General features: G+C 63.2%; 12 protein-coding genes and 1 pseudogene. 6 read left to right on the forward strand and 7 right to left on the reverse strand.

The window, feature by feature from the left end; all coding sequences use genetic code 11:
• Positions 1-81, forward strand: an 81-nt coding sequence (locus BLL38_RS32070; RefSeq protein ID WP_130898233.1) for an IS3 family transposase, incomplete at its 5' end; no start/stop codon positions are given.
• 152 nt (positions 82-233) lie between these two features.
• On the opposite strand, the gene BLL38_RS28160 is transcribed toward BLL38_RS32070, so the two are convergent.
• Positions 234-1,349 (reverse strand): Gfo/Idh/MocA family protein, encoded by a 1,116-nt coding sequence (locus BLL38_RS28160; RefSeq protein ID WP_076965175.1) that lies wholly within the window; start codon positions 1,347-1,349, stop codon positions 234-236.
• A gap of 328 nt (positions 1,350-1,677) precedes the next feature.
• Between BLL38_RS28160 and BLL38_RS28165 the strand changes: the two genes are divergently transcribed.
• Both BLL38_RS28165 and BLL38_RS28170 read left to right on the forward strand, forming a co-directional pair.
• On the forward strand, positions 1,678-2,718 hold the full coding sequence (locus BLL38_RS28165; protein WP_057438652.1) for a WD40/YVTN/BNR-like repeat-containing protein: 1,041 nt from the start codon (positions 1,678-1,680) through the stop codon (positions 2,716-2,718).
• Positions 2,719-2,733: 15 nt separating this feature from the next.
• Positions 2,734-5,109: an efflux RND transporter permease subunit gene (locus BLL38_RS28170; protein ID WP_057444729.1), complete on the forward strand. Its 2,376-nt coding sequence runs from the start codon at positions 2,734-2,736 to the stop codon at positions 5,107-5,109.
• 51 nt (positions 5,110-5,160) lie between these two features.
• Here the strand turns inward: BLL38_RS28170 and BLL38_RS28175 are convergent, their stop codons facing one another.
• Positions 5,161-9,822 (reverse strand): dermonecrotic toxin domain-containing protein, encoded by a 4,662-nt coding sequence (locus tag BLL38_RS28175; protein WP_076965176.1) that lies wholly within the window; start codon positions 9,820-9,822, stop codon positions 5,161-5,163.
• 43 nt (positions 9,823-9,865) lie between these two features.
• Positions 9,866-14,728, reverse strand: coding sequence for a DUF6543 domain-containing protein (locus BLL38_RS28180; RefSeq protein WP_076965177.1), 4,863 nt, complete (start codon positions 14,726-14,728; stop codon positions 9,866-9,868).
• Between the two features lie 141 nt (positions 14,729-14,869).
• On the opposite strand from BLL38_RS28180, the gene BLL38_RS28185 reads away from it, so the two are divergent.
• The 3 genes from BLL38_RS28185 to BLL38_RS28195 all read left to right on the forward strand — a co-directional run bounded on the left by BLL38_RS28185 (position 14,870) and on the right by BLL38_RS28195 (position 16,657).
• Positions 14,870-15,160, forward strand: coding sequence for a DUF5629 family protein (locus tag BLL38_RS28185; RefSeq protein WP_057959839.1), 291 nt, complete (start codon positions 14,870-14,872; stop codon positions 15,158-15,160).
• The gene (locus BLL38_RS28190; RefSeq protein ID WP_057438650.1) at positions 15,147-16,322 is read left to right on the forward strand and encodes a lactonase family protein; all 1,176 of its coding nucleotides are present in this window, start codon (positions 15,147-15,149) and stop codon (positions 16,320-16,322) included. The genes BLL38_RS28185 and BLL38_RS28190 overlap by 14 nt, the downstream gene beginning before the upstream one ends.
• Before the next feature lie 155 nt (positions 16,323-16,477).
• Positions 16,478-16,657, forward strand: coding sequence for a hypothetical protein (locus tag BLL38_RS28195; protein ID WP_076965178.1), 180 nt, complete (start codon positions 16,478-16,480; stop codon positions 16,655-16,657).
• A 13-nt stretch (positions 16,658-16,670) separates the two neighbouring features.
• Here the strand turns inward: BLL38_RS28195 and BLL38_RS28200 are convergent, their stop codons facing one another.
• The 4 genes and pseudogenes from BLL38_RS28200 to BLL38_RS32075 all read right to left on the reverse strand — a co-directional run.
• The gene (locus tag BLL38_RS28200; RefSeq protein WP_076965179.1) at positions 16,671-17,276 is read right to left on the reverse strand and encodes a glutathione S-transferase; all 606 of its coding nucleotides are present in this window, start codon (positions 17,274-17,276) and stop codon (positions 16,671-16,673) included.
• Positions 17,273-20,911 (reverse strand): AAA family ATPase, encoded by a 3,639-nt coding sequence (locus BLL38_RS28205; RefSeq protein ID WP_076965180.1) that lies wholly within the window; start codon positions 20,909-20,911, stop codon positions 17,273-17,275. The genes BLL38_RS28200 and BLL38_RS28205 overlap by 4 nt, the downstream gene beginning before the upstream one ends.
• Entirely contained in the window at positions 20,908-22,149 is a 1,242-nt protein-coding gene (locus tag BLL38_RS28210) for an exonuclease SbcCD subunit D C-terminal domain-containing protein (RefSeq protein WP_057438646.1), read from the reverse strand. The genes BLL38_RS28205 and BLL38_RS28210 overlap by 4 nt, the downstream gene beginning before the upstream one ends.
• Positions 22,150-22,651: 502 nt before the next feature.
• Positions 22,652-22,767: pseudogene (locus BLL38_RS32075) on the reverse strand (IS110 family transposase); the annotation flags it as partial.

Genomic DNA, 22,767 nt, shown 5'->3' on the forward strand with positions numbered 1-22,767 from the left:
TACTACAACCAAGACCGCATAAGCCTCAGACTGAATGGCTTGAGTCCGGTACAATTTCGTATCCAGACGCTGAATCAATAGCGTCCCTGTCCAACATTCGGGGGGCAGTTCACGTAAGGGCGGAACCAATAGCCGCCGTAACCGCAGCAACGGATATGTACACAACCCCAGAAGAGAGTTGTATAGCTACCTATGCCCATCGCGAACAAGCCCACATCAATCGGTGCAGGTCTTTAAATTTCGCTCACGTTGACCCACCGCTCCTCCCGCGCCGCCAGCCGAAGCGCTGTCGCCAACCGCTCCACCTCCCATGCCGCTTCAAAATTAGTACCCGCGGCACCTTGCCCGGCCAGGGCCATGATCAACTCCTGCACTTCCAGGGTTTTCAGTTCGTTGTACCCCAACTGATGCCCCGCCGCCGGGCTGAACGCGGCATAGCCGGGCAGGGCGGGGCCCGCCAGTAAACGCTGGAACCCCTGTTCACCGGCGCGAAACAGGCGCAATTCATTCAATCGCTCCTGATCGAACGCCAGGGTGCCGTGTGTGCCGCTGATCTCGAAGCTCAAGTGATTCTTGTAGCCGTGCTTGAGCCAACTGCTGCTGACGGTGCCGCGTGCGCCATTGGCAAAACGCAGCAAGGCATGTACCTGATCATCCACCGCAATCGAACGCCACTCGGTACTGCCAGGGCTGGCCGGGCGTTGGGCGTGGACGGTCTGGCTGTCGGCGCACACCTTGCTCACATCGCCCACCAGGTAACGCGCCATCGCCAGCAGATGACTGCCCAGGTCCGCCAGGGCGCCGCCGGCATGCTCCACCTCACAGCGCCAGGACCAGGGCGACGCCGGGTCGGCCATAAAGTCTTCACTGAACTCGCCCTGGAAACTGATGATCTGCCCCAGCTCGCCCGCGTCGATCATCTGTCGCGCCAGGGCGATCATCGGGTTGTGCTGGTAGTTGTAGCCGACCCGCGTCACCACTCCAGCCTCGTAGGCGGCGAGGCGCATGGCGTCGGCTTGCTGCAGGCTGGTCGCCAGGGGTTTTTCGCAATACACCGCCTTGCCCGCCGCCAGTGCGGCCATGGCCATGGGGTAGTGCAGGTGGTTGGGGGTGGTGATAGCGACCAGGTCCACGTGCGGGTTATCAATCAATTGTTGCCAGTCGCCATGGGCCTGGGCAAAGCCCCAGGCGCTGGCGCAACGTTGCGCGCGCTTGGTATCGGCATCGGCCAGGGCCGCCAGCGTCAGGTTGAAGGGAAGCTCAAACACCGCACGGGCGTTATTGAACGCCAGTGCGTGGGCACGGCCCATGAAGCCTGTACCGATCAGGCCGATTCCGAGTGAGCGCATGGCGGTGGTCCTTTTGAATTATTGTTTCAGGAGCGCAATTAATAGAATAAAAATTCCCAATGATCAATATATGGAATAAAAATATCGCCCAGAGGACGCGGGCAACTCATCATTTCAGCGAATGCAGCTATATTCAGCGCGAGGGCAAAAGGCCTTTAGTTAACAAAAGATAACGTAGCGCCGATTGTCAGACGATTCGAAAGCCCGATAGGATGGCCCCTGCTTCCTCAAGGGGCTCTAGATTGCAGGTTTGCGCACTGCGAACACCCTGGAAGGTGTTACGACCTAACAATAATAAATGGGAGAAAGGTCTATGAGTGAGCCTGTCATGGGTGTGGGTTTTTGCCGCCCGCTCGCGTCGCGCAAGGTCGCGGTGCTGGCTACAGCGCTCTCGCTGCTGGGGGTTGTCGCGTTGTCGACGGCTGCCCAGGCTGCAACCGACGCCGCAGAACCTGCGGCATTTGCCATTGAATCGCCAAGGGCCGAAAAAGGCCTGATGATCGACGTCGTGCAGGCCGGCAAGCGCCTGGTGGCGGTCGGTGATCGCGGGCATATCCTCTATTCCGATGATCAGGGCGCCACCTGGGTGCAGGCCAAGGTGCCGACCCGGCAATTGCTCACGGCGGTGTTTTTTATCGACGACCAGCATGGCTGGGCGGTCGGGCATGACGCCAAGATCCTCGCCAGCAGCGATGCCGGGGCCACCTGGAGCGAGCAGTTCAAGGACCTCAGCCGCGAAGCACCGCTGCTGGACGTGTTGTTCAACGACCCCAACCACGGCTTTGCCGTGGGCGCCTACGGTGCGCTGATCGAGACCACCGACGCCGGCAAGACCTGGGAGGATGTCAGCGACCGCCTCGACAACGAAGACCAGTACCATCTCAACGCCATTGCCCGGGTCAAGGATGCCGGCCTGTTTATTGTCGGCGAGCAGGGCAGCATGTTCCGCTCCAGCGACGAGGGGCAGACCTGGGAAAAACTCGAAGGCCCTTACGAGGGCTCGCTGTTTGGCGTGATCGGCACCGCCCAGCCCAAGACCCTGCTGGCCTACGGTTTGCGCGGCAATCTGTTCCGTTCCACCGATTTTGGCGACACCTGGGAGCCGGTGGCGCTCAAGGCCGCCCGTGGCGCCCTGGAGTTCGGCCTGTCGGGCGCGACCTTGCTCGACGACGGCACCCTGGTGGTGGTGGGTAACGGCGGCAGCGTGGTGGTCAGCCACGACGATGGCCTGACGTTCAGCGTATTCAATCGCCCGGACCGCATTTCACTCTCGGCAGTGACGGCGGCGGGCAATGGCGACTTGATTCTGGTGGGGCAGGGTGGCGTGCGCGTCGCCGAGCCAACCGGCGCCGAACGCAAAAAACAATAAGAAGGCGGGGACAGAATGAGCAGTCATCACAACGATAAAGCGACCTTTCTTGAGCGCCTGATCTTCAATAACCGCCCGGCAGTGATCGTCATCTGCCTGCTGGTGAGCATTTTCCTGTTCTGGCAGGCGACGTTGATTCGCCCGTCCACCAGCTTCGAAAAAATGATCCCCCTGCAACACCCCTTCATCGAAAAGATGATGGAGCACCGCAACGACCTGGCGAACCTGGGCAACACCGTGCGCATCTCGGTGGAGGCCAAGGACGGTGACATCTTCTCCAAGGAGTACATGGAGACCCTGCGCCAGATCAACGACGAAGTGTTCTATATCTCCGGTGTCGACCGCTCCGGCCTCAAGTCCCTGTGGAGCCCCAGCGTACGCTGGACCGAAGTGACCGAGGAGGGCTTTGCCGGCGGCGAAGTGATCCCGCAGAGCTACAACGGCTCGCCGGAAAGCCTCGACCAGTTGCGCAACAACGTGCTCAAGTCCGGCCAGGTCGGGCGCCTGGTGGCCAACGACTTCAAGTCGAGCATCGTCGATATCCCGCTGCTGGAGTCCTACCCGGACCCGCAGGACCAGGGCAAGTTGCTGGCCCTGGACTACCAGAAGTTTTCCCACGAACTGGAAGACAAGATCCGCACCAAGTTCCAGGAGCAGAACCCCAACGTCCAGATCCATATCGTCGGGTTCGCCAAGAAGGTCGGCGACCTGATCGACGGCTTGATCATGGTGGTGCTGTTCTTCGGTGTCGCGTTCGTGATCACCCTGGTGCTGCTGCTGTGGTTCACCAACTGCGTACGCAGCACCATCGCAGTGTTGATTACCACGCTGGTGGCAGTGGTCTGGCAACTGGGCTTGATGCACTTTTTCGGATTCGGCCTGGACCCGTACTCGATGCTGGTGCCGTTCCTGATCTTCGCCATCGGCATTTCCCATGGCGTGCAGAAGATCAACGGCATCGCCCTGCAATCCAGTGAGGCCGACAACGCCCTGACGGCGGCCCGCCGCACGTTCCGGCAACTGTTCCTGCCGGGGATGATCGCGATTCTCGCGGATGCGGTGGGCTTTATCACCCTGCTGATCATCGACATCGGCGTGATCCGTGAACTGGCCATCGGCGCCTCCATCGGTGTGGCAGTGATCGTGTTCACCAACCTGATCCTGCTGCCGGTCGCGATCTCCTATGTAGGCATCAGCAAACGCGCGATTGCCAAGAGCAAAAAGGACGCCAACCGCGACCATCCGTTCTGGCGCCTGTTGTCGAACTTCGCCAGCCCGAAAGTCGCGCCGATCTCCGTCGCCCTGGCCGTGATCGCCTTTGGTGGCGGCCTGTGGTACAGCCAGAACCTGAAGATCGGCGACCTCGACCAGGGCGCCCCGGAACTGCGCCCGGATTCGCGCTACAACAAAGACAACAACTTCATCATCAGCAACTACTCCACCAGCTCCGATGTACTGGTGGTGATGGTCAAGACCAAGGCAGAAGGCTGCTCGCGCTACGAAGCCATGGCGCCCATCGACCAGTTGATGTGGAAGATGCAGAACACCGAGGGGGTGCAGTCGGCGATCTCCCTGGTGACCGTGTCCAAGCAGATGATCAAGGGTATGAACGAGGGCAACCTGAAATGGGAAACCCTGTCGCGTAACCCGGATGTGTTGAACAACTCCATCGCCCGTGCCGATGGCCTGTACAACAACAATTGCTCCCTGGCGCCGGTGCTGGTGTTCCTCAACGACCACAAGGCCGAGACCCTCGACCGTGCGGTGCATGCGGTGCAGGACTTCGCCAAGGAAAACAACAAGGAAGGCCTGGAGTTCATCCTCGCCGCCGGCAACGCCGGGATCGAAGCGGCCACCAACGAAGTGATCAAGGAAGCCGAGCTGACCATCCTGATCCTGGTCTACCTGTGCGTGGCGACCATGTGCATGATCACCTTCCGCTCCTGGGCGGCGACCCTGTGCATCGTGCTGCCGCTGGTACTGACCTCGGTGCTGGGCAACGCGCTGATGGCGTTCATGGGTATCGGCGTCAAGGTCGCGACCCTGCCGGTGGTGGCGCTGGGGGTGGGGATTGGCGTGGACTACGGCATCTACATCTACAGCCGCCTGGAAAGCTTCCTGCGCGCCGGTCTGCCGTTGCAGGAAGCCTATTACCAGACCCTCAAATCCACCGGTAAAGCCGTACTGTTCACCGGCCTGTGCCTGGCGATCGGCGTGTGCACCTGGATCTTCTCGGCCATCAAGTTCCAGGCCGATATGGGCCTGATGCTGACCTTCATGCTGCTGTGGAACATGTTCGGTGCACTGTGGCTGCTGCCGGCACTGGCGCGGTTCCTGATCAAACCGGAGAAACTGGCGGGGCAGAAGGGCAACTCCTTGTTCGCCCACTGACCCAAGAAGCCCCCCCTGTGGCGAGCGGGCAATTCCGCTCGCCACAGCCGGTCAGGGGGCCAGCGGCAGGAACCAGCGCTGCACCAACGCCTTGCCGATCAACCCGCGATGGACATCCACGACTGCCTGGGGGCTTTGCGCCCTGGCCAGTTGCGAGTAGTAACTCTGCTTGCGCTGCTCCCGGGTTTTCAGGTGGGCGGCGGTATACAGTTCCTTGGGCGTATCGGCCGCCGGGTAGTGCAAGTGCGCATACCACAACGGATAGCCGCCCTGGTCGTTCACCGCATACTCCTGGACAAAATCCCGACGCTCGCCACTCAGTTGGATACGCTCCCCCAGCAACCCTATGTTGGCGCGCTTCTGTTCGATCAGGTACTCGAGGTTGCCGTGGGTCGGGGGCAGGTCCAGGCACAGCTGGGTACGCAGCGCCAGGCCTTGCTCACTCAAACGCACCGCCGCCTGGCGCATGTTGTTAACCAGGGTTTGATCCGCTGACGTACGCGCCTCGGCGGGTTGGGCCTGAATCGCCAGATGCAGTTCGTTGGCCAGTTTGTCGTAACGCACCGCTTCAAATTGCAGCACTTCCTGCACTTCTTGCGGGTGCCGGGAGATTCTCCGGTATTGCTCGCCACGGCGCAGGTGTTCTTCGAGCATGGCCAGCAGCTTGCGGGCTTCACCCTTGACCAGGCTCAGACTGCGCGGTGCTGGCGCAGAGGCCGGTGGTCGCGACTCCTTGTATTCGATCCACTGGTCCCCCCGTTGTGAATACATGGCCAGCAGTTGGTCACTGACCTGGGAGCGAACCTCCACCGTTTCCACCGAGCCCACTGGCTTGACCTCACCGATAAAGGTGCCCTTTTTCGGGGTACGGATCACTTTTTTCAGAGGCTTGCCGATCATTGCCGGGTTGCGTCGGCTCGGGCGCCTGGGGGGCTGGGCGACGGGCTTGATTTCGCCGGCCAGTTGCTTGGCGGCGTCCTGGTACAGTCCCTCTACCAGCGTGACCAGCTTGGCAAAATATTCGCTGTCCAGCTCATCGGCATTGACGATACCCAGCCCCTGCAACGAATCCAGGCCCCGGCCATAGTGTTCCACCAGGCTTTCCAGCACGCTGACGCGGTCCTCGGCCGTCAGTTCCAGGTCGTTCAGCTCACTGTGGGTACGCAAGTGTTCCTGCAGGGGCTCAAGGATGTCGATCAGTACATCGACCAGTGGATGATCCGGGTACTTGTGGGTCATCAGTTCGTAGTTGCGCATCAGCAAATCCTTGACGGCCAGGGCGCTGATTTCCTGCGGACGGTCCCAGGTCAGACGGTTGTAGTATTCGCTGCCGGCGGTGCCCAGGTTGAACAGTTGGTCCAGGTAGCGGTCGCGCAGCTCCAGCCAGTGGATCGAACGCTCATTGATGGCAATCATTTCGCGGATGAACCGCTGGTAAGCCGCAAAGTCACTGAGCACAGCCTCGGCCAGGCGTGTGCTTCGGGACGTGAAGTGACTGTTGTTGCGGTACAGCGCACCGCGATCTTTCTCGGCCACCACCACATGCTTGCGCGTATTGTTGACGATGTTTTCCAGCAAGCTCGCCACCGATTCGGGTGGCAAGGCAATCCCCAGCTCGCTGCGTTCTTTCAGGCTGTCCAACTGCTGCTGGTACTCCAATGTCTGTTCCTGCAGGGCCGTATCGAAGCGCTGGCGACTGTCAGCCTGTTGCGCTTCGCTGAAGCGTGGGTCTTCGGCGGTCCTGGTCATCACCCCCAGGATAATCTCGATCCGGTTTTGCCGGGCCACCTGACCCTGGATGAACTGTTCGTAAGAACGCTTCAGTTGGCTGACCCGTTCAGCCCGTCGCTGACGTTCGGCGGCGATCCGCCTGGGGGGCATGCCACCGCGCAGGCGCAGGCGGGTGTCTACCGACCACACGCCGTTGGCATCGCTGCGCAGGTAAGGGCCGCTGCGGCTGGGGTCGCCAGGGGCGACGACCCTGATGTCGCCCTCCGGCTCCAGGCTCACTTGCAACCACTCGCCGTTCGCCTCGGCGTGCCAAATGTTTTCAACCAGATACAGCCCCCTGCGTGGCCCATTCAGCACGGGGCGGGGCAGGGGCGTCGGCCGGATGGCCTTGAAGCTGCTCAGCCGCACGCGCTGGGCAGGCGTCAGGCGTTGACGGGTCTGGGCAAAGCTGAAGTCCAGCACATTGCGGCGGGTGTCCGGCAACACACCTGGCAGGGCCACGGCTCCCTCGCGAACCGTCGGCGCCGCGGGCACCGGCCATTGTTCGGCAATACGCGGCGCGAGGGCCGAAGGCAGTGCACGCGCCTTGAGCCCGGCAGCCAGGGGCGGGTAAGACGCGGTCACCTCGGGCGTCGCCTCGAACAGCAGCAGGCCGAGGTTGAGCAGCAGATCGACGGCAGCCAGTTCCCGGGTCTGGCGGTCGGGCGCATCCAGCGCCGGTATGTCCTGGTCCAGGCTGGCCATCAGGGCCATCAACCAGCCGGTGAGCATCGCCCGACCACGCAGCAACGGCAGCAGCAGGTTGCCGAACAACAGGCTGCTGCCTTCCAGCAGTACCCGCCAGCGGCTCTCGCTGTTGGACACCGACTCGCGGTTGGCCTGTTGCACCAAGCCACGGGCGTGGTCGCTGAACAGGTAGCTCATCAGGCGCCCGGTCACCAGGCATTGTTGTAATTCATCGTTGATGCCATCGCTGGACAGGCGCGCCGGCACCGGCTTATTCAGGGGGGCAAATTCATCGCCCTGGCCGAAGCGCAGGTAATGCGGTTCGCGCAAGCCACCGTGGGCATAGATCGGCCGGGCGCTGTCGCTCAGCCAGGTCAGCACACTGTCTTGTAGCTCGCCGGGCTGGGCGATGGCCTCGAACAGCGCCTCGCGGCTGGCGAATTCCAGAAGCGCTTGGGCATACAACGGGCGGTACAGCAGATGAGGGCCGACCTCGGCGTCCCGCGTTTCGATCAAGTACATGTTGCTGACGCTGTCGGGAGAGGCGCCAGGGGCTCGCACCAACGCCAGATGACGGATCACCACCTGGCGGTTATCAACCTGCTGCTCGGCAACATTGCCCTGCATCAGCGCGGCCACCAGGCGCGTGCCCTGGCGGCTTACGCCGGCCTGTTGTTTGAGGCACAACTCCAGCGCCAGCAACGGCAGTTGCGCGGCCTGCTGATCGGCAAACAACGTTTCACGCTGCTGCGCCTCGGGACTGTCGCCCAGCAGGTGCTGCTCCAGCAGGCGGGGGTAGTGCTGGCCGATATCGACCTTTTCAATGAGGCCACCGGCGCCCATCAAATAGTCGGCGGTCAGCCACGACGGCAGCGCCAGGCCGTGGCGATGGGTCAGGGTCACGGTGCCGCTGGGGCGGCTGGCCAGGTTGTCGATGGCCATGTCCGTGAGGCTCATGCGCTCGTGGCGGATAATTCCGACGGTGCCCGGATAGCCAGCGGTGACGGCGAAGGTCAGTTGCAGGTCGTCGGGGTGCAGCGCGGCGACAGACGGCGGCGTCGGCATCAGGGAATCGAAGTTCACGGCGTCGTGTTGCAGCGTTTGCAGCAGGGTCTTGACGGTGTAGGTGCGGATATCGTCCAGATCACTGAGGAAGTGGCGCCCGCCGCCGCGCTGTTTGGCGCTGGCCAGCGCCAGGGCATAACGCCGGTAAGTCGCGCGGTCGTCGGCGCTGGCCTGTTGCAGCCAGCTCGGCAGGTATGGGCGCAGAGTGTCCAGGGCCTGGGGTGGGGCGGCCGGCGAGTCGCGGAAAAACCGGCCGGGATCGGTGAGTTCAGCATACAGCGCCTGCCAGGCGCTGAAGGGCTGGGCCGTGGGCAGGCGCAGGTTGCCCAGGTCTGCCAACTGGCGATTGAGGATCATCGCCGCCTGGTGTTCGAAGATATCGCCGTCGGGCTCGTAGCGCTGGATGAGGATATCGTCGACCTGATATTGGCTGCCCAGGCGCTGGCCGTAGGCCTGGACCAACCCATCCATGGAGGCGAACACTTCAATGCCGCCGCCGGGGCTGCACAGCAGCACCGGCATCTTGCCGTTCACGGCGCGGACCAGCACCAGTTCCGGACTCAGCAGGTGGCTGCTCTGTTCCCCGCTCTTGAGGGTGACTTCCAGGCCATAGGCGAACACCACACCCTGGCCATGGCGGGCGATTCGCGCTTCACGGTCGGGGATGGCCACCAGTTGGTCGATCGCCTCCTGCGCCTGGGCATCCAGGCCTGTGTGGCGAAGGGCGGATACGCGCAAGGTGTCCATCAGCACGTGCGCAAGCCAGCGCCAATGCCCGGCGTCCCAATACTCGGCCAAGGCATTTTGCAGGGCGATGGGCAGGGTCTGGGGCAGTTCGCCAACCAGGCGTGCGATGACCCGCATATTGAGTTGTTCCCCGGTCAAACCGGGCAGTTTCAGACGTTTTGGCGGCTCGTCGGAGAGGTACCAGGGCACGTTGTCCACATCGCTGAAATCCAGCGCTATGCCACTGGCCAGCGCATCCTGTACCACTGGCATAAATGGCTGTAACAGCCAGCTGCGGCGTTGCGGCCGGGCCAGGCGCGTGCGACTCAGGTCTATCGTCAGCGTTGGGTATCGGGCGCCGATGGCCGCGGCGAGTTGTTGGCGGATCACCGTTTCCAGCGCGGGGCGATCAGCAAATCGAGCGCTCACGGCATGGGCGATGGAGGAGGGGGTGAGGTTTTGCATAAACATCCTTTTTATTGGCAGTAGATGCCTTCATGGCGGGGTTTTAGGCGGGCAACAGGCTGAGAAACAGGCGTTGGTCAAACGGCGCGGTGATCGGGTGGTACAGGTCTCGCACGATGGCCTGGCTGTCTGCACCGGCCTGGGCGATCAAGTCCCGCAGGGTCACAAAGCGCTGTTCGGGGCGCTTCAGATGGGCGGCGGTGTAGGCGCTGGGCAAACTGTCGGCCTGGCTGTAGTGGAAGTGGGCGTACCACAGCACCGTGAGGCTGTTTTTCTCGCGCACGGCGAACTCCGACACGTAGTCCCTGGACGTGGTACGTTGGGCGCCGTGGACCAGGCCGATATCAATCGCGCCGTGGCTACGCAGGAACTCAATGTGTTCCTGGCGCGGGCGCTGGGCCTTGTAGCCCTCGATGCACTGCTGCGTGCCTTGGCTGCGCAAGTCGCTGGCGCGCCGGCGCAAGCGTTCCACGGTCTGCGGCATGTCCGGTTTGTCCCCATGGTGGTTGGCCAACTCTGTCGCGACCGCTTCGAGGCGCTCGGCCTGGTGCGCGAGCATGTCGCGCCAGTCTTGCGGGTTGAGTTCATCGCGGCGTGTCGGGTCGCTGAGCTTCTTTTTCTGGAACTCGATAGAGCGCTCGATACCGGGCACTTCTTCCAGCAGCCGTTGTGCCTGGGTGCGCAAGGTCGCCAGGGACGGCGCCGGAGATGGCTCGACCGGCGCGGTGGGCTGGGCGTCGACAATCTCTACCCAGCCCTCATTGGGATGCTCCATAAAGCGCCCGCTGACCTGCTGGGTAATCGGGTTGCGGGTCACGATGGTGGGGAAGGGGATGTCGCTTTGCGCGGGTTCCAACTCGCCGACCAGGGCTCCCTTGTCCCGTGATTTGAATACGCGTTTGGTTCGCGACGTCGTGCGTACCGGTTTAAACGGCGTCGGTTGTGGCGGCAGGAATTCATCCTCGCGCAACAGGGCCGCCAGATCCGTCTCGGCGCTGTCACGGGCGGTGTGCAGGCGCTCGATCAGCAGCGGCATATACCGTGGGTGTGCCAGGGGCGAGTCCAGTTCCAGCAGGCTCTGGTAAATTTGCAGTCGGCGGCGGTAATGCTTGATCAGGTTGCTCAGCACGGCCTTGCGCTCGGCTGGGGTGAAGCCTTCGGTGGTCAGTAGCTCCAGGTGTGAGTCTTCCAGAGGCGACAGCGAGGATTGCAGGTGGTCATGGCGCGCCAGGAAGTAGTGTTCCTGGGGCGTGGTGGCCGGGATCGTCTGGTCGATGCTCAACTCGGTCAGCACATCCAGGGATTCGAGGGTGGCGTTGAGGCGGTTGTAGAACCGGCGCTTGGGGTGACCATTGAGGTACTTGAGGCGTTGCGCGGGGCCGGTCTTCAAGCGTGCGGCCATTTCCTCCAGGGTGTTCTCAATGGCAGTCATCGCCTGGGCGTGGCGCTCGGAAACCGCAAAGTTGGTCTCCAGCAGATCCTTGACATAGCGCATCGCCCCGACATCGTGGGCTGCGCCTTGCAGTTCGATCAGCGACTCGCCCTGTTCGGAAATGAATGTTGCCAGGTAGAGGGATGACAACTGGCTGACGCGGATTTCATCGGTGGCCAGAATCGACTGATATTGCTCGACGCACTGCCCTTCGTAGTCGAAGCGACTGTCCACTTCTTTCATTTGGCCATAGGCCGTGATCAGCTCGCGCCGCTGTTGCAGTAATTCGGCGGCGGCCTGATCGAAGCGCTCCTGAAAAAGCTGGAAGGCGGTCCTGGTCCGGGAGCGTTGGGCGACTTTGTCGCGGTGCTCGGCTATCAGCGCCGGGTCGTCCGGTTTGCTGCGCAAGCTTAGGCGCGTTTTGCCCAAGGCGTTATGCGCTTGCTCGAACTTCAAGCGGGCGGCATCCAGCACCTGGTCGATCGGTTGCAGGCGCTTGATCAGGACGCTGATCTGATCACCGATGCGATTAATTTCCTCCGACACCTGGCTGCGTTGCTGATCGATTTGCGCCAGCTTGGCCTTGAGCCGGTTCTTCGGCCCGCCACCGCGCAGTTTCAGGCCCAGGTCCAGGCTCCAGCGACCCTGGGCATTGCGTGTCAGCTGGAAGCCGGGGTGCTGCGGTTTGTGCGGATGAACCAGGAACACTTGGCCCAGGTCCGGCAGGACATTCACGCGAAACAGCAGGCCGGCCACCGAGGCATGCCACTGCTGATCAATGCGGTACAGGCCCTTGAAGGCGCCGATGCTCGCCGGTAAGGGCGGCGGCACCGGCCAGGGTACATGCAGTTCGTGCAGGGCCTCCAGCAGGCGTCTGCGACTGCTGTCCCGCGCGTTGGAGTGGATAAAGTCCACCAGGGTCTGGTCGCCGGCCGGTGGCTCGGCGGGCAGGCCCACCGTGCCTTGTTCGATCACTGTCGGCGGGTGGGCCGTCGTCGCCGGGCGGCGCAGTGCCGCGAGGGTCAGCGCCAAGGCCGGCTCGGTGGGGCGCGCCGCCTGCTCAAGGGTGGGGGTGGGCCGGGAGGCCACGTGCAACAGAATCAGGCCGATGTTGAGCAGCACATCGACCCAGGCCAGTTCCCGCGCAGCGGCGTCATTGCCTTGCAGGGCGAGAATATCGTGGCGCAGGCTGACTGCCAGTTGTGCCATCCAGCCCGCCACCATTGCCGGCCCGCGCAGCAGCGGCAGCAGCAGAGCGTTGAACAGCAGCCAGCCACCTTCCAGCAGCACTTTCCAGCGGCTTTCGGCATTGGACACCGAATCCCGGTCTGCCAGGTCCACCAGCGCCCGGGCATTGCTGCCGTACAGGTATTGGGTCAGGTTGCCCGTGGCCAGTGCCTGCGCCAGGGAACCGGGGATTTCGCCGCCATGGCTGTCCTGCGCCAACTGGGCGGGCGGTGGGGCAGGCCATTGCACGCTGTCGTCACCCTGGCCGAAGCGCAGGATATGTGGGCTGTGAAAGCCATTATGGCTGTAGATCGGCCGGGCCTTGTCCGTCATCCAGGACAATACGCTGTCTTGTAGCGCGCCGGGTTGTGCGATGGCGTCGAACAGGGCCGCACGGCTGCTGAATTGCTGCAGCGCGTCCTGGTACAACGGGCGGTAGAGAATCGGCGGCCCGGCGTCGCTAGCGCGCGGTTCGATGATAAACATGTTGCTGACGATATCCGGCACGGCACCGGGCTTATGGGCGAAGGCCAGAGGGCGGATCACGATGTCCTGGGCATCCACCACCCGCCCCGACAGGTTGCTGTGCAGTACCGCCTTGACGTAGCGATAACCCAGGAAGGTAAACCCCTGTTGCCCGCGAATCGCCAACTCCAGGGCTTGGCGCGGCAACTGTACCGCCAGCTCCTGGCCGAACAGCGCTTCACGCCGACGGGCTTGGGCGGTGTCCCCCAACAGCTGTTCGCGGATTGTCTGCGGGTAGTGCCGGCCGACGTCCACCTGGCGGATCAGCCCTGGGGTGCTATGGAGCAGGCCCTTTTCCCCCAGGACGTAGTCTTCGGTCAGCCACTGCGGAACGTCCGCCCCCGAGGTGTCGCGCAGGGTCAGGCGACCCTGGGGCGCGGCGGCGAGGTTGTTGATCGCCAGTTCGCTCAGGCTCATGGTCTGCTGTGCCAGATAGCCGCTGCGCAGGTCTCCCACCGGGACATGGAAGGTCAGCGCCAGGTTGTCCGGCTCCACGCTGGACTCGGGGTGGTCGCGGCGCATCTGCTCGCGCAGGGTGCGGGTGGTGAAGGCTTGCAGGTTTTCGACGCCGCTCAGAAAGGATGCACCGCCGGTTTGCCGTTGCAGGCGCGCCTGGTCCAACAGCCCTTGGCGATAGGCAAAGCGCTGCTCGGCATCGGCTGCCAGCAGCCAGGGGGGCAGCGCCGCCTGCAGGACAGGTTGCAGCGTAGGGTCCGGCGCGGGGGCGGCGATAAGCAAGGGCACAGGGTCGCTGGCGTCGGTGACCTGCTGCTCCAGGGCGCGTACCCCTTCGGTAGCCGGCAAACGGATGGCTTGAAGGTCGTCCAGTTGCTGGTTGAGCAGTAAGGCGGCCTGGGTATCGAAGAGATTGCCATCGGGCTCGTAACGCTTGACCACCAGCGTGTCCGCTTGCAAGCGGCTGGCCAGGCGTTGGCCCCAGGTGTGGGTGAAGGCCTCGATTGAGGCAAAGGGCTCGACATTGCCCGACGCCTGGCACAGCAGGATCTGGGTGCCCTGCACCAACAGCAGGTCGGTGCTTAGCAGGCGCGCTTCGCGGTCCTGGTTGCTCACGCAGGCTTGCAGGCAGTAGGCATGCACGAAACCTGCGGGCGCGGCCTGGCGCTCGCGGCGATCGGGCTCGCCGGTCACGCTATCGAGCATGTTCCGGGCGGGGCCGCTCGGCAGCAGGCTTGCGGTGTTTTTCAGGGTGTCGCACAGCAGGTCGCCAAGCCATTGCCAGCGGCTGACGCCGGTATCTGCGTCGAGGTTCCAGTAGCTCGTCAGGGCGTGTTGCAAAGCGATAGGCAGGGTAAAGGCGAGGTCCAGAATCACCCGTTCAATGACGGTCATATCCGGCTCGCGGGGGCCATTGGCCTCATAGGTCAGGCGCGACGGCGGTCGTTGGGACAGGAAGCAGCGACGTTCGTCGATGACCAGGGTCAGGTTCAGGGCCGTGCCCTTGCCCAGGTGATCGAGGACGACGTCGATCAGGCGCTTGAGATCCCAGCCGCGCCGTTGGTTGGGGGTGGCCAGCCTGACCGTAGACACATCCAGGCGCAGCACCGGGAAGTGTTCCAGCAGGCGTTCCTGCAGGTGTTGCTCAAGCACCTGGCGCAAGCCCGGGCGATCGGCGAACTGGCGGGCGACGGCCAGGGCCGGGGTGTTGCTGCGGTGAGTGAACAGCGATGGGCCAGGGGGTGGGGCGGGTAAAGTGTCCGGCATAAAAGATTCCGTTCTGCGCGATGGGGTTCCTCCGCAGAATGGCAAGCCGCTGGGGCCGCAGTGTGGTAGCCGGTTATCGCGACACGACGGCGAACACGGTTTGGCCTATCATCAACGTTTTTCCACTGATGAATGATCCTGATGACTGCTGCCACTCTGCCTACTGCACTCCACACCAGCGACATGCTCGAAATCGATGGCCTGCATGCTTTTGATTTCACCTTCGATGACCGGCAGTTGCTGATCAAGAGCATGGACGGTCGGGCCGAGAAACGTTGGACGTTCAGCATCGCCCAGGTGCAGGCCGCGACGTTTGATGAAGCCTTGCAAAGCTGGACGCTCACCGGTGACTCGGGCGAGCACCGCCTGGTGTGCCTGAGCGCCATCACCGGCAGCAACGAAGACGAGGACGACGAACATGCTGATGCGTAAATTCTGGCCCCTGCTGATGGCCGGCAGTGTCGGTGCGATGTCGGTCCAGGCCGCCACGGCCGATACCTTTGATCTGCTGGTGGGCAGCTACACCGCCGGCACCAGCGAAGGCATCTATCGCCTGCAGTTCGACAGCCGTACCGGCCAGTTCAGCGGCCCGCCGGTGCTGGCGGCCAAGGCGCAGAACCCGTCCTGGCTGACCTTGTCCCCGGACCAGAAACGCCTGTTCGTGGTCAATGAAAACGGCCCGGGCCAGCAGGACGAAGTCGGGCGTGTCAGCAGCTATCGCATTGACCCGGCCAACCACCAACTGACCCTGATCAACCAGGTGCAGAGCCTGGGCAACGAACCCACCCACTCAAGCCTGGCCGCCGATGGGCGTTACCTGTTTGTTGCCAACTACTCGGTGCTGCAAGATCCGGGCGGCAGCCTGGCGGCCCTGCCGGTCGATGCCGAGGGCAGGCTGGCGCCACCGGTGCAACTGAGCGGGCACCCGGCCAGCGGCGTCAACCCCGAGCGCCAGGCGTCCAACCATGTGCATTCGGTGGTGTCGTCGCCGGATGGCAAGTACGTGTTTGTACAGGACCTGGGGGCGGACCGGATTTTTGCCTACCGCTACGACCCCAAGGCCAACCCTGAGCGGCCGCTGACCCCCGCCGATCCGGATTCCGTGCAGTTGCCGCCGGGCAGTGGCCCGCGTCACCTGCTGTTCAGTGCCGATGGCAAGCATGCCTGGCTGACCACCGAGATGAGCGCGCAGGTCGCGGTGTACGACTACCAGGACGGCAAACTGAGCGAACGCCAACGGGTGGACTTTGCCGCCGGGCAACCGCTGTCGGACAAGGCCGGCGCGGCATTGCACGCCTCCAGCGACGGCAGGTTCCTCTACGTCAGTAACCGTGGCACCGCCAATCAGATCGTGGTGTTCGCCATTGATCCGGCCAACGCACAGCTGAAAGAGATCCAGCGCCGCGCCGTGGACGGCGATCATCCCCGTGAGTTCAGCCTGGATCCGAGCGGCAGGTTCCTGTTGATTGCCAACCAGAAGAGCAACCAGATCGTGGTGATCGAGCGCGATAGCCAGACCGGCCAACTGGGCAAAACGGTACAAAAACTGCCGATTGATGCTCCCAGCGATCTCAAGTTCCTGGTGCGTCAATAAGCCACAGGCCCCGGTGTACGGGGCCTGACTCCTTGTATTAATCCCAGTGATAACGGCTACTGTTTCAAAGCATTTCAGCGAGCCGGAACCCAGGCGTAAGTTTGCTCCAAGGCCTTCACAAGCCATCCAGCCAACTGAACACAAGGGTTACCGCCATGAACTTCAATCTCTTCTCGATCATTGCCGCTTCCGCTGTTTCCGCCACCGTCGCCTTGCCAGCCAGCGCCAGCGTGGAGATCAGCAGCAAAAAATCCAGCACCAGCGCCTACACCCAGAAATACCTGCAACAGAGCGCCAACTTCTACGCCGCCCTGGATCACAAGACCCCGCAGTGAGCAGCACTCGGCTTCAGGTTTTTGCCATCACTGCGGTAAACAACGGCGCCGCCAGAAAACGCTGCAGCCACTGCTGCAAACGCGGATACGGCGTTGTTGCAAACCACTCCCGATCCACATGGGCAAACTGGCGAATGAACGGCATCAGCGCCACGTCCGCCAGGCTCAGGTGATCGGCCAGTAGGTAATCACGTTGCGCCAGCAATCCCTCCAGCTGGCGCAAAAACACCTCGCCCTCGGCGCGATAGTGTTCCATCGGCTGCTCCGGGTAGCGCTCGGCGTATTTGTAGCGATTCAAATACACCTTGAAGGCCTGGTCATTCTCGCCAATCAATTGCGCCATCAACCTCTGCGCCGCCGGATCAGCCTCGAGCAGCCAGTCCTCGGGGTCGTTCTGCGCCAACGCCCAGTGCATGATCGCCAGGCTCTCGTCGATCACCTGGCCACCCACACACAACACCGGCACCGTGCCCTTGGGTGACAGCGCCAACATCTCGGCCGGCTTGGCCTTGAGGCTGACCTCGACAATCCGCAGCGCCACCCCTGAATACCGCAGGGCCATTCGCGCGCGCATGGCGTAGGGGCAACGACGGAACGAAAACAGCAGCGTCTCGCTCACTTGACCTCCAGGGTGCTCAGGCCATTGCCCTGGCGCTTGACCTGGATCTGCACCGGTATCCGCTCGTGCATTTCCTGCACATGGGAAATCACCGCCACCTTGCGCCCCTGGGCCTGCAGGCCGTCGAGGGCATCCATCGCCAGTTGCAGGGATTCGGGGTCCAGGCTGCCGAAGCCTTCGTCGATAAACAACGACTCGATCTTCAAGGTGCTGGAGGCCATCGACGCCAGCCCCAGGGCCAGCGCCAGGGAGACCAGGAACGTCTCGCCGCCGGACAGCGAGTGCACCGAGCGCAGTTCATCGCCCATTTCCGTGTCCAGCACCAGCAGGCCGAGCATGCTGCCGCCGCGCTTGAGGCGATAACGGCGTACCAGTTGGCGCAGTTGCACGTTGGCGTGGTGCACCAGCAGGTCGAGGTTGTAGGCCTGGGCGAACTTGCGGAACTTGTCGCCGGTGGCCGAGCCGATCAGCGCATCCAGCCGCGCCCAGCGCTGCCACTCTTCATAGGCCTTGGCGGTGGTGAGTGCCAGGCTCTGGTTGGCGTCCTGGCGTCGCTGGTCTTCGGCTTGTTGGGCGCGCAGTTCGGCGCAGTGTTTCTCGGCGTTGTGCAATTGCTGATTAAGGTCGGCCAGGGCCGCGTCCAGCTGTTCGGCGTCGAGGTTGCCGTTGTGCAGGGCCTGGTGGTCCTTGAGGCGTTGCTCGCGCTCTTGCAGCAGAACTTTGGCTTGCTCAATGGCTTTTTCGCTGTGCTGCACCTGCTGGCGCAGTGCGCTGACAGCCGCCTCGTCGAAGGCCAGCAGGTGCGCCAGGCCGGCGTCGTCAAGCTGCGGATGTTGGGCGCGCCACTCGCTGATACGGCTGTGCAACGCCTGGAGTTCGCTGTCCAGGGCTTGCTGGCGCTCCTGGCGGGCCTTGAGGTCGGCGGCCAATTGGATCAGTTCGCTGCGGGTGTCCTGCAACTGCTGATTGGCCTGGGTCTCACTCTGGCGCGCCTGTTCCACCGCCTGCTCAAGGTGCTGCTGCCAGTGCTCGGCACTGCTGTGCTCACCCACCAGGGCGCTGAGTTGTGCCTGGGCGGCCTGCTGTTGGGCGCTCAGTTCAACCAATTGTTGCTGCAACACGGCCAGCTGTTGTTGGCGATGTTGCTGGCGGTCCTGTTCTTTTTCGAGGGTTTGCTGGCGCTGTTGCTGCTCGGCCAGTTCATCCTTCTGGTAGCCGAGCTGCTCCAGGCGCTGGCTGATCTGTTGGTCCAACAGCATGAACGTGGCCGCGGGCTCCGTGCGCAGGCCTTCGAGGGTCTCGGCCGGTAGCAGGCTGGCGAAAGCATTGAGCTCTTCATCCAGGCGCTCGCGGTCGCTGGCCAGCTCCCGTTGCTGGTCGATCAACTGCTGGCGGGCCTGTTGGCTGGCATCCTGGGCGGCTTGCAGTTGTTGCTGCAGGCGCCCGGCATTTTGTTGCAGGTTGAGCAGGGCGCCCTGGCGCTGTTCGTCCTGGGTGATGCTCTGACTGAGCTGGCTCAGTTGCTGCGCCAGCCAGGCGCTGCGTTTGCCGCTGTCCTGGTTGAACAGCGTGGCGCTCAACGGATGGGCCTCGAGGCTCGGCGCCAGGGCCAGGCGCTGGGTCGCCAACTGCTCCTGCTGTTGCAGGAACTCCTTCTGCTGGGCGATCAAGCCGCCAACTTCGCCGCGCAGGTCGGTGAGCTTTTCCTTGAGGGTCTCGACGGCGAGCTGTGCAGTGGCCTCTTCGTTTTCATCGTGGCGCGTGAGGCTGTGCAACAAGGCTTCGGGCTGATGGTAAGGATGCTCGACGCTGCCGCACACCGGGCAGGGCTGATCATCCTGCAATTGCCCGCGCAACTCCTCGACACTGGCACTGCGTGCCAGCCGCTGACGCTCCAATAACTGCTTGGTCACGCTCAGGGTCTGCTCGGCCACTGTCAGCTCGGCCTTGGCTTGCAGGCCGGTCTGGTTCAACTGCTCGCGCTGTTGCTGGGCGGTGGCCTGCTTGAGGGCCAACTCCTGTTGTTGCTGGTCCAGCTGCTGCTGGCTGTCCCAGAGCCGCGTCAGGTCTTCGAAGGCCCGTTGCTGCTTGCGATTGTCCTTGAGCAGGCTGTCGAGCAACTGGATCTGCTCGGCCACGGCATGGGGTTCGGCACCGGCTTCCTGATACAGCAGGTCCAGGGCCGCGCGCTGCTGAGTCCATTGCTCGCTGACGCGGTTGGCGCGTTCTTCCAGTTGCGGCAGTTCGGCCTGGCCCTTGTTCAGGCGATTGCCGATCAGCATCAGCTGTTGCAGGCGGTCACGGTAGGCGTTCCAGGCGTCGCTCAAGGGCGCCAGCCCGGCGCTGCGCTCAAGCTGTGCCGCCAGTTGTTGCAGGCGGCTGGTGACCTGCTGTTGCTGGGCGTGCAAGGCATCGAGCGCGGCCTGGCCCTCGGTGCAGGCGGTTTGCCCCAGTTGCAGCTGTTCGTTGCTTTGGGCCAGCTCGCGGGTCAGGCGGGCGAGGCTGCTTTGTTCCTCGAAGGCCTGGCGCAGCAGCGGCACCGCGTCGGTCTGTTGTTGCAGGGCTGCGGCCAAGGCGCTGTGTGCGCTGGCTTGCTGCTGTTGCAGCTGCTCCTGGCGCGTGTGCAGGGCGCTTTGTTGTTCAAGGTGCTGGCGGATCTGCGCGGCCAGGGGTTCCAGTTGGCCGGTCAATTCGCTGTGCCGCGCGAAATGATGACGCTGCGGTGCCAGTTGCTCCGAGTAGTTCAGGTCCTGGCGCTGCTGGCCTTGGCTGTCCCATTGCTGTTGGGCTTGCTGCAACTGTTCGGCTGCACTGTGCTGGCGCTCTTGCCACTCGCGCAGTTCCTTGAGCCAGGTGTGCTGCAGTTCCAGTTGCTTGAGCTGGGCCTGCTGGGTCTTGAGCTGGTGCTGGGCTGCGCTCAACTGTTGATCCAGCTCGGCGCGGGCCTCGGCCGGCAACGGCGTGACGCCGGTCGCCTGGTCTTGCAGCAGCTTGTGGGCTTCCTTGGCCTCCCGTGCCTTGACGAACGCACGCTGGCCCAACTGGGTGTAGAGCGCGGTGTCGGTGAGCTTTTCCAGCAGTTCGCTGCGCTCATTGTCGTTGGCCTTGAGAAAGGCGCTGAACTCACTTTGCGCCAGCAGCACGGCGCGGGTGAACTGTTCGAAGTTCAGGCCCAGGGCCAGTTCCAGCTGGGTCTTGTATTCGGTTTTCTGGCTGGCCAGCAGTTGCTCGCTGTCCAGGTCGATCAGGCTTTGCCGGCTGTTCTGCAGCTTGCCGCTGGCCTTGTCGCGGGCACGGTTGGCTTCCCAGCGCGCGCGGTAGCGCCGGCCGCTGACGCCGATAAAGTCCACCTCGGCATACCCGCCGCCGGTACCGCGGCGGATCAGGGTGCGCGGGTCGCCGATGGAGATATCGGTATCGGCATCGGGCATTTTCGCCTGGCCGGTATCGCCCAGGCGTGGCACGGCGCCAAACAGCGCCAGGCACAGGGCGTCGAGCAAGGTACTTTTGCCGGCGCCGGTGGGCCCGGTGATCGCAAACAGGCCGGCACTGGCCAGGGGCTCGGCGGTAAAGTCGATCTCGAATGGCCCGGCCAGGGACGCGAGGTTTTTCAGGCGGATGGCGAGGATCTTCATGGCAGTTGCTCCTCCTGTTGTACTTCCTGGAGCAGCACGGCGAAATCCTTGAGGGTCTGTTCGTCCACGTCATTGCCGTAGCTTTCCTGCCAGGCACGGCTGAACAGTTCCTGGGGCGTGAGCTGGTCGAGTTCGATCAACTGCTCTTGGCCATGGTCCTGGCGTGCGCCGCTGCCGGCGTACTCGGCGGCGATGCGCACCAGGCGCACGGCCTTGCCCAGCAGGGCGTTTTCCACTTGCTGGCGCAGGTCGGGCTGGGGTTCGTCGAGGCGCACCCGCACCTCCAGCCACGGCTGGCGCTGGGTTTCGGCCAGCAGGTCGACATCGGGCAGCTCCGCCAGTTGCTTGAGGATCTCGGCCAGGGGTGCGGCTTCCAGGCGTTGCAGATGCACGGCGCGGGGGATCAGGCGCGATTCGACGCTGACCAGGGTGTCGCCGTCCAGTTGCACGTCGAGAATCTGGTGTTGATAGCCGATTTCGGAGAACGACAGCGGGATCGGCGAGCCGCAATAACGGATGCGCTCCTCACCATTGACCCGCTGCGGCTTGTGCAAATGGCCGAGGGCGACATAGCTGACACTGGCATCGAACAGACTGGCCGGCAGCGCTTCGGCGTTGCCGATGATCAGGCTGCGCTCGGAGTCTTCCGACACCGAGCCGCCGGCCATATGCGCGTGGCTGATGGCAACCAGCGCCTGGCCCGGCTGGCGCTTGGCGTTGGCCGCCGCGATCAGGCGCTCATGCACCTGGCCGATGCCCTTGAGGTAATCGTCGCCCAGCAGTGCGCCAGTGACCTCGGCCGGGCGCAGGAACGGCAGCGCCAGGCACCAGCCGGCCACAGCCCCGGTTTTGTCCGGTAGAGCAATCAGCAAGCGCTCCACATCCAGTTGCCCGTCATCCAGCCACAGCACCCGGCCCAGGGCATGGGTGCGCAAACGCCGCATCAACGGCGCCGGCAGCTCAATGCGCGAGCCGGAGTCGTGGTTGCCGGCGATCATCACAATCGTCAGGTCGGGGTTTTGTTCATGGGCGTTGATGATGAAGTCATACAGACGCTCCTGGGCCTTGAGCGGCGGGTTGACCGTGTCGAAGATATCGCCGGCAATCAACAGCACATCGGGGCAGTGCAGCTTGATCTGGCCCAGCAGCCACTCGAGAAAACAGGCGTGCTCGAAGTCGCGTTCCTGGCCGTGGAGGTTTTGGCCCAGGTGCCAGTCGGAGGTGTGAAACAGACGCAAGGCGAACTCCGTGGGGAATAGGGAAAGGAGGGGAGTTTACCTGTAAATGGTAATGGGGCGCCCAAGATCAACAGCAAAGCCAGAGCGCAAAGCTACGGGGCTTTGTGGGAGCTGGCTTGTCGGTGATGGCGGGGTTGTGTACATATCCGTTGCTGCGGTCACGGCGGCTATTGGTTCCGCCCTTACGGCGGGTCACTTTTGGAAAAGAGCCCGGAGTGCCGGCCCAGCCAAAAGTAACCAAAAGGACTCTTGCCCCACCACTCGGTGCCTCGCCTAGGCTCGGCATGCCCGCAGTCAGGCATTGCTCCGTGGGCCCGCCGCGATCGGCCATCCCTGGCCGTGTCGCGGCTACCCCGGCATCCATGCCGGGGTACCCACTGCGCAATACCTGCCTGCGGCCATCGTGGTTTAACGGGGCGCCTGAGATCAAGATCAAAAGCCAGATCAAAAACAGAGCAACAGCAAAGCCAGAGCGCGAAGCTGCATTCCCCTGTGGGAGATTCTATGGTTTTGGGGAAGCCCCCAAAACCGCTTTTGACTGGTATTCGCTCAGGTTTTTCATGAGCGAAAAGGCGATGCGCGCCAGCTTGCGGCCAATGATGACCAGGGCTTGAGTCG

Source organism: Pseudomonas gessardii (assembly GCF_001983165.1).
Taxonomy (GTDB): domain Bacteria; phylum Pseudomonadota; class Gammaproteobacteria; order Pseudomonadales; family Pseudomonadaceae; genus Aquipseudomonas; species Aquipseudomonas gessardii.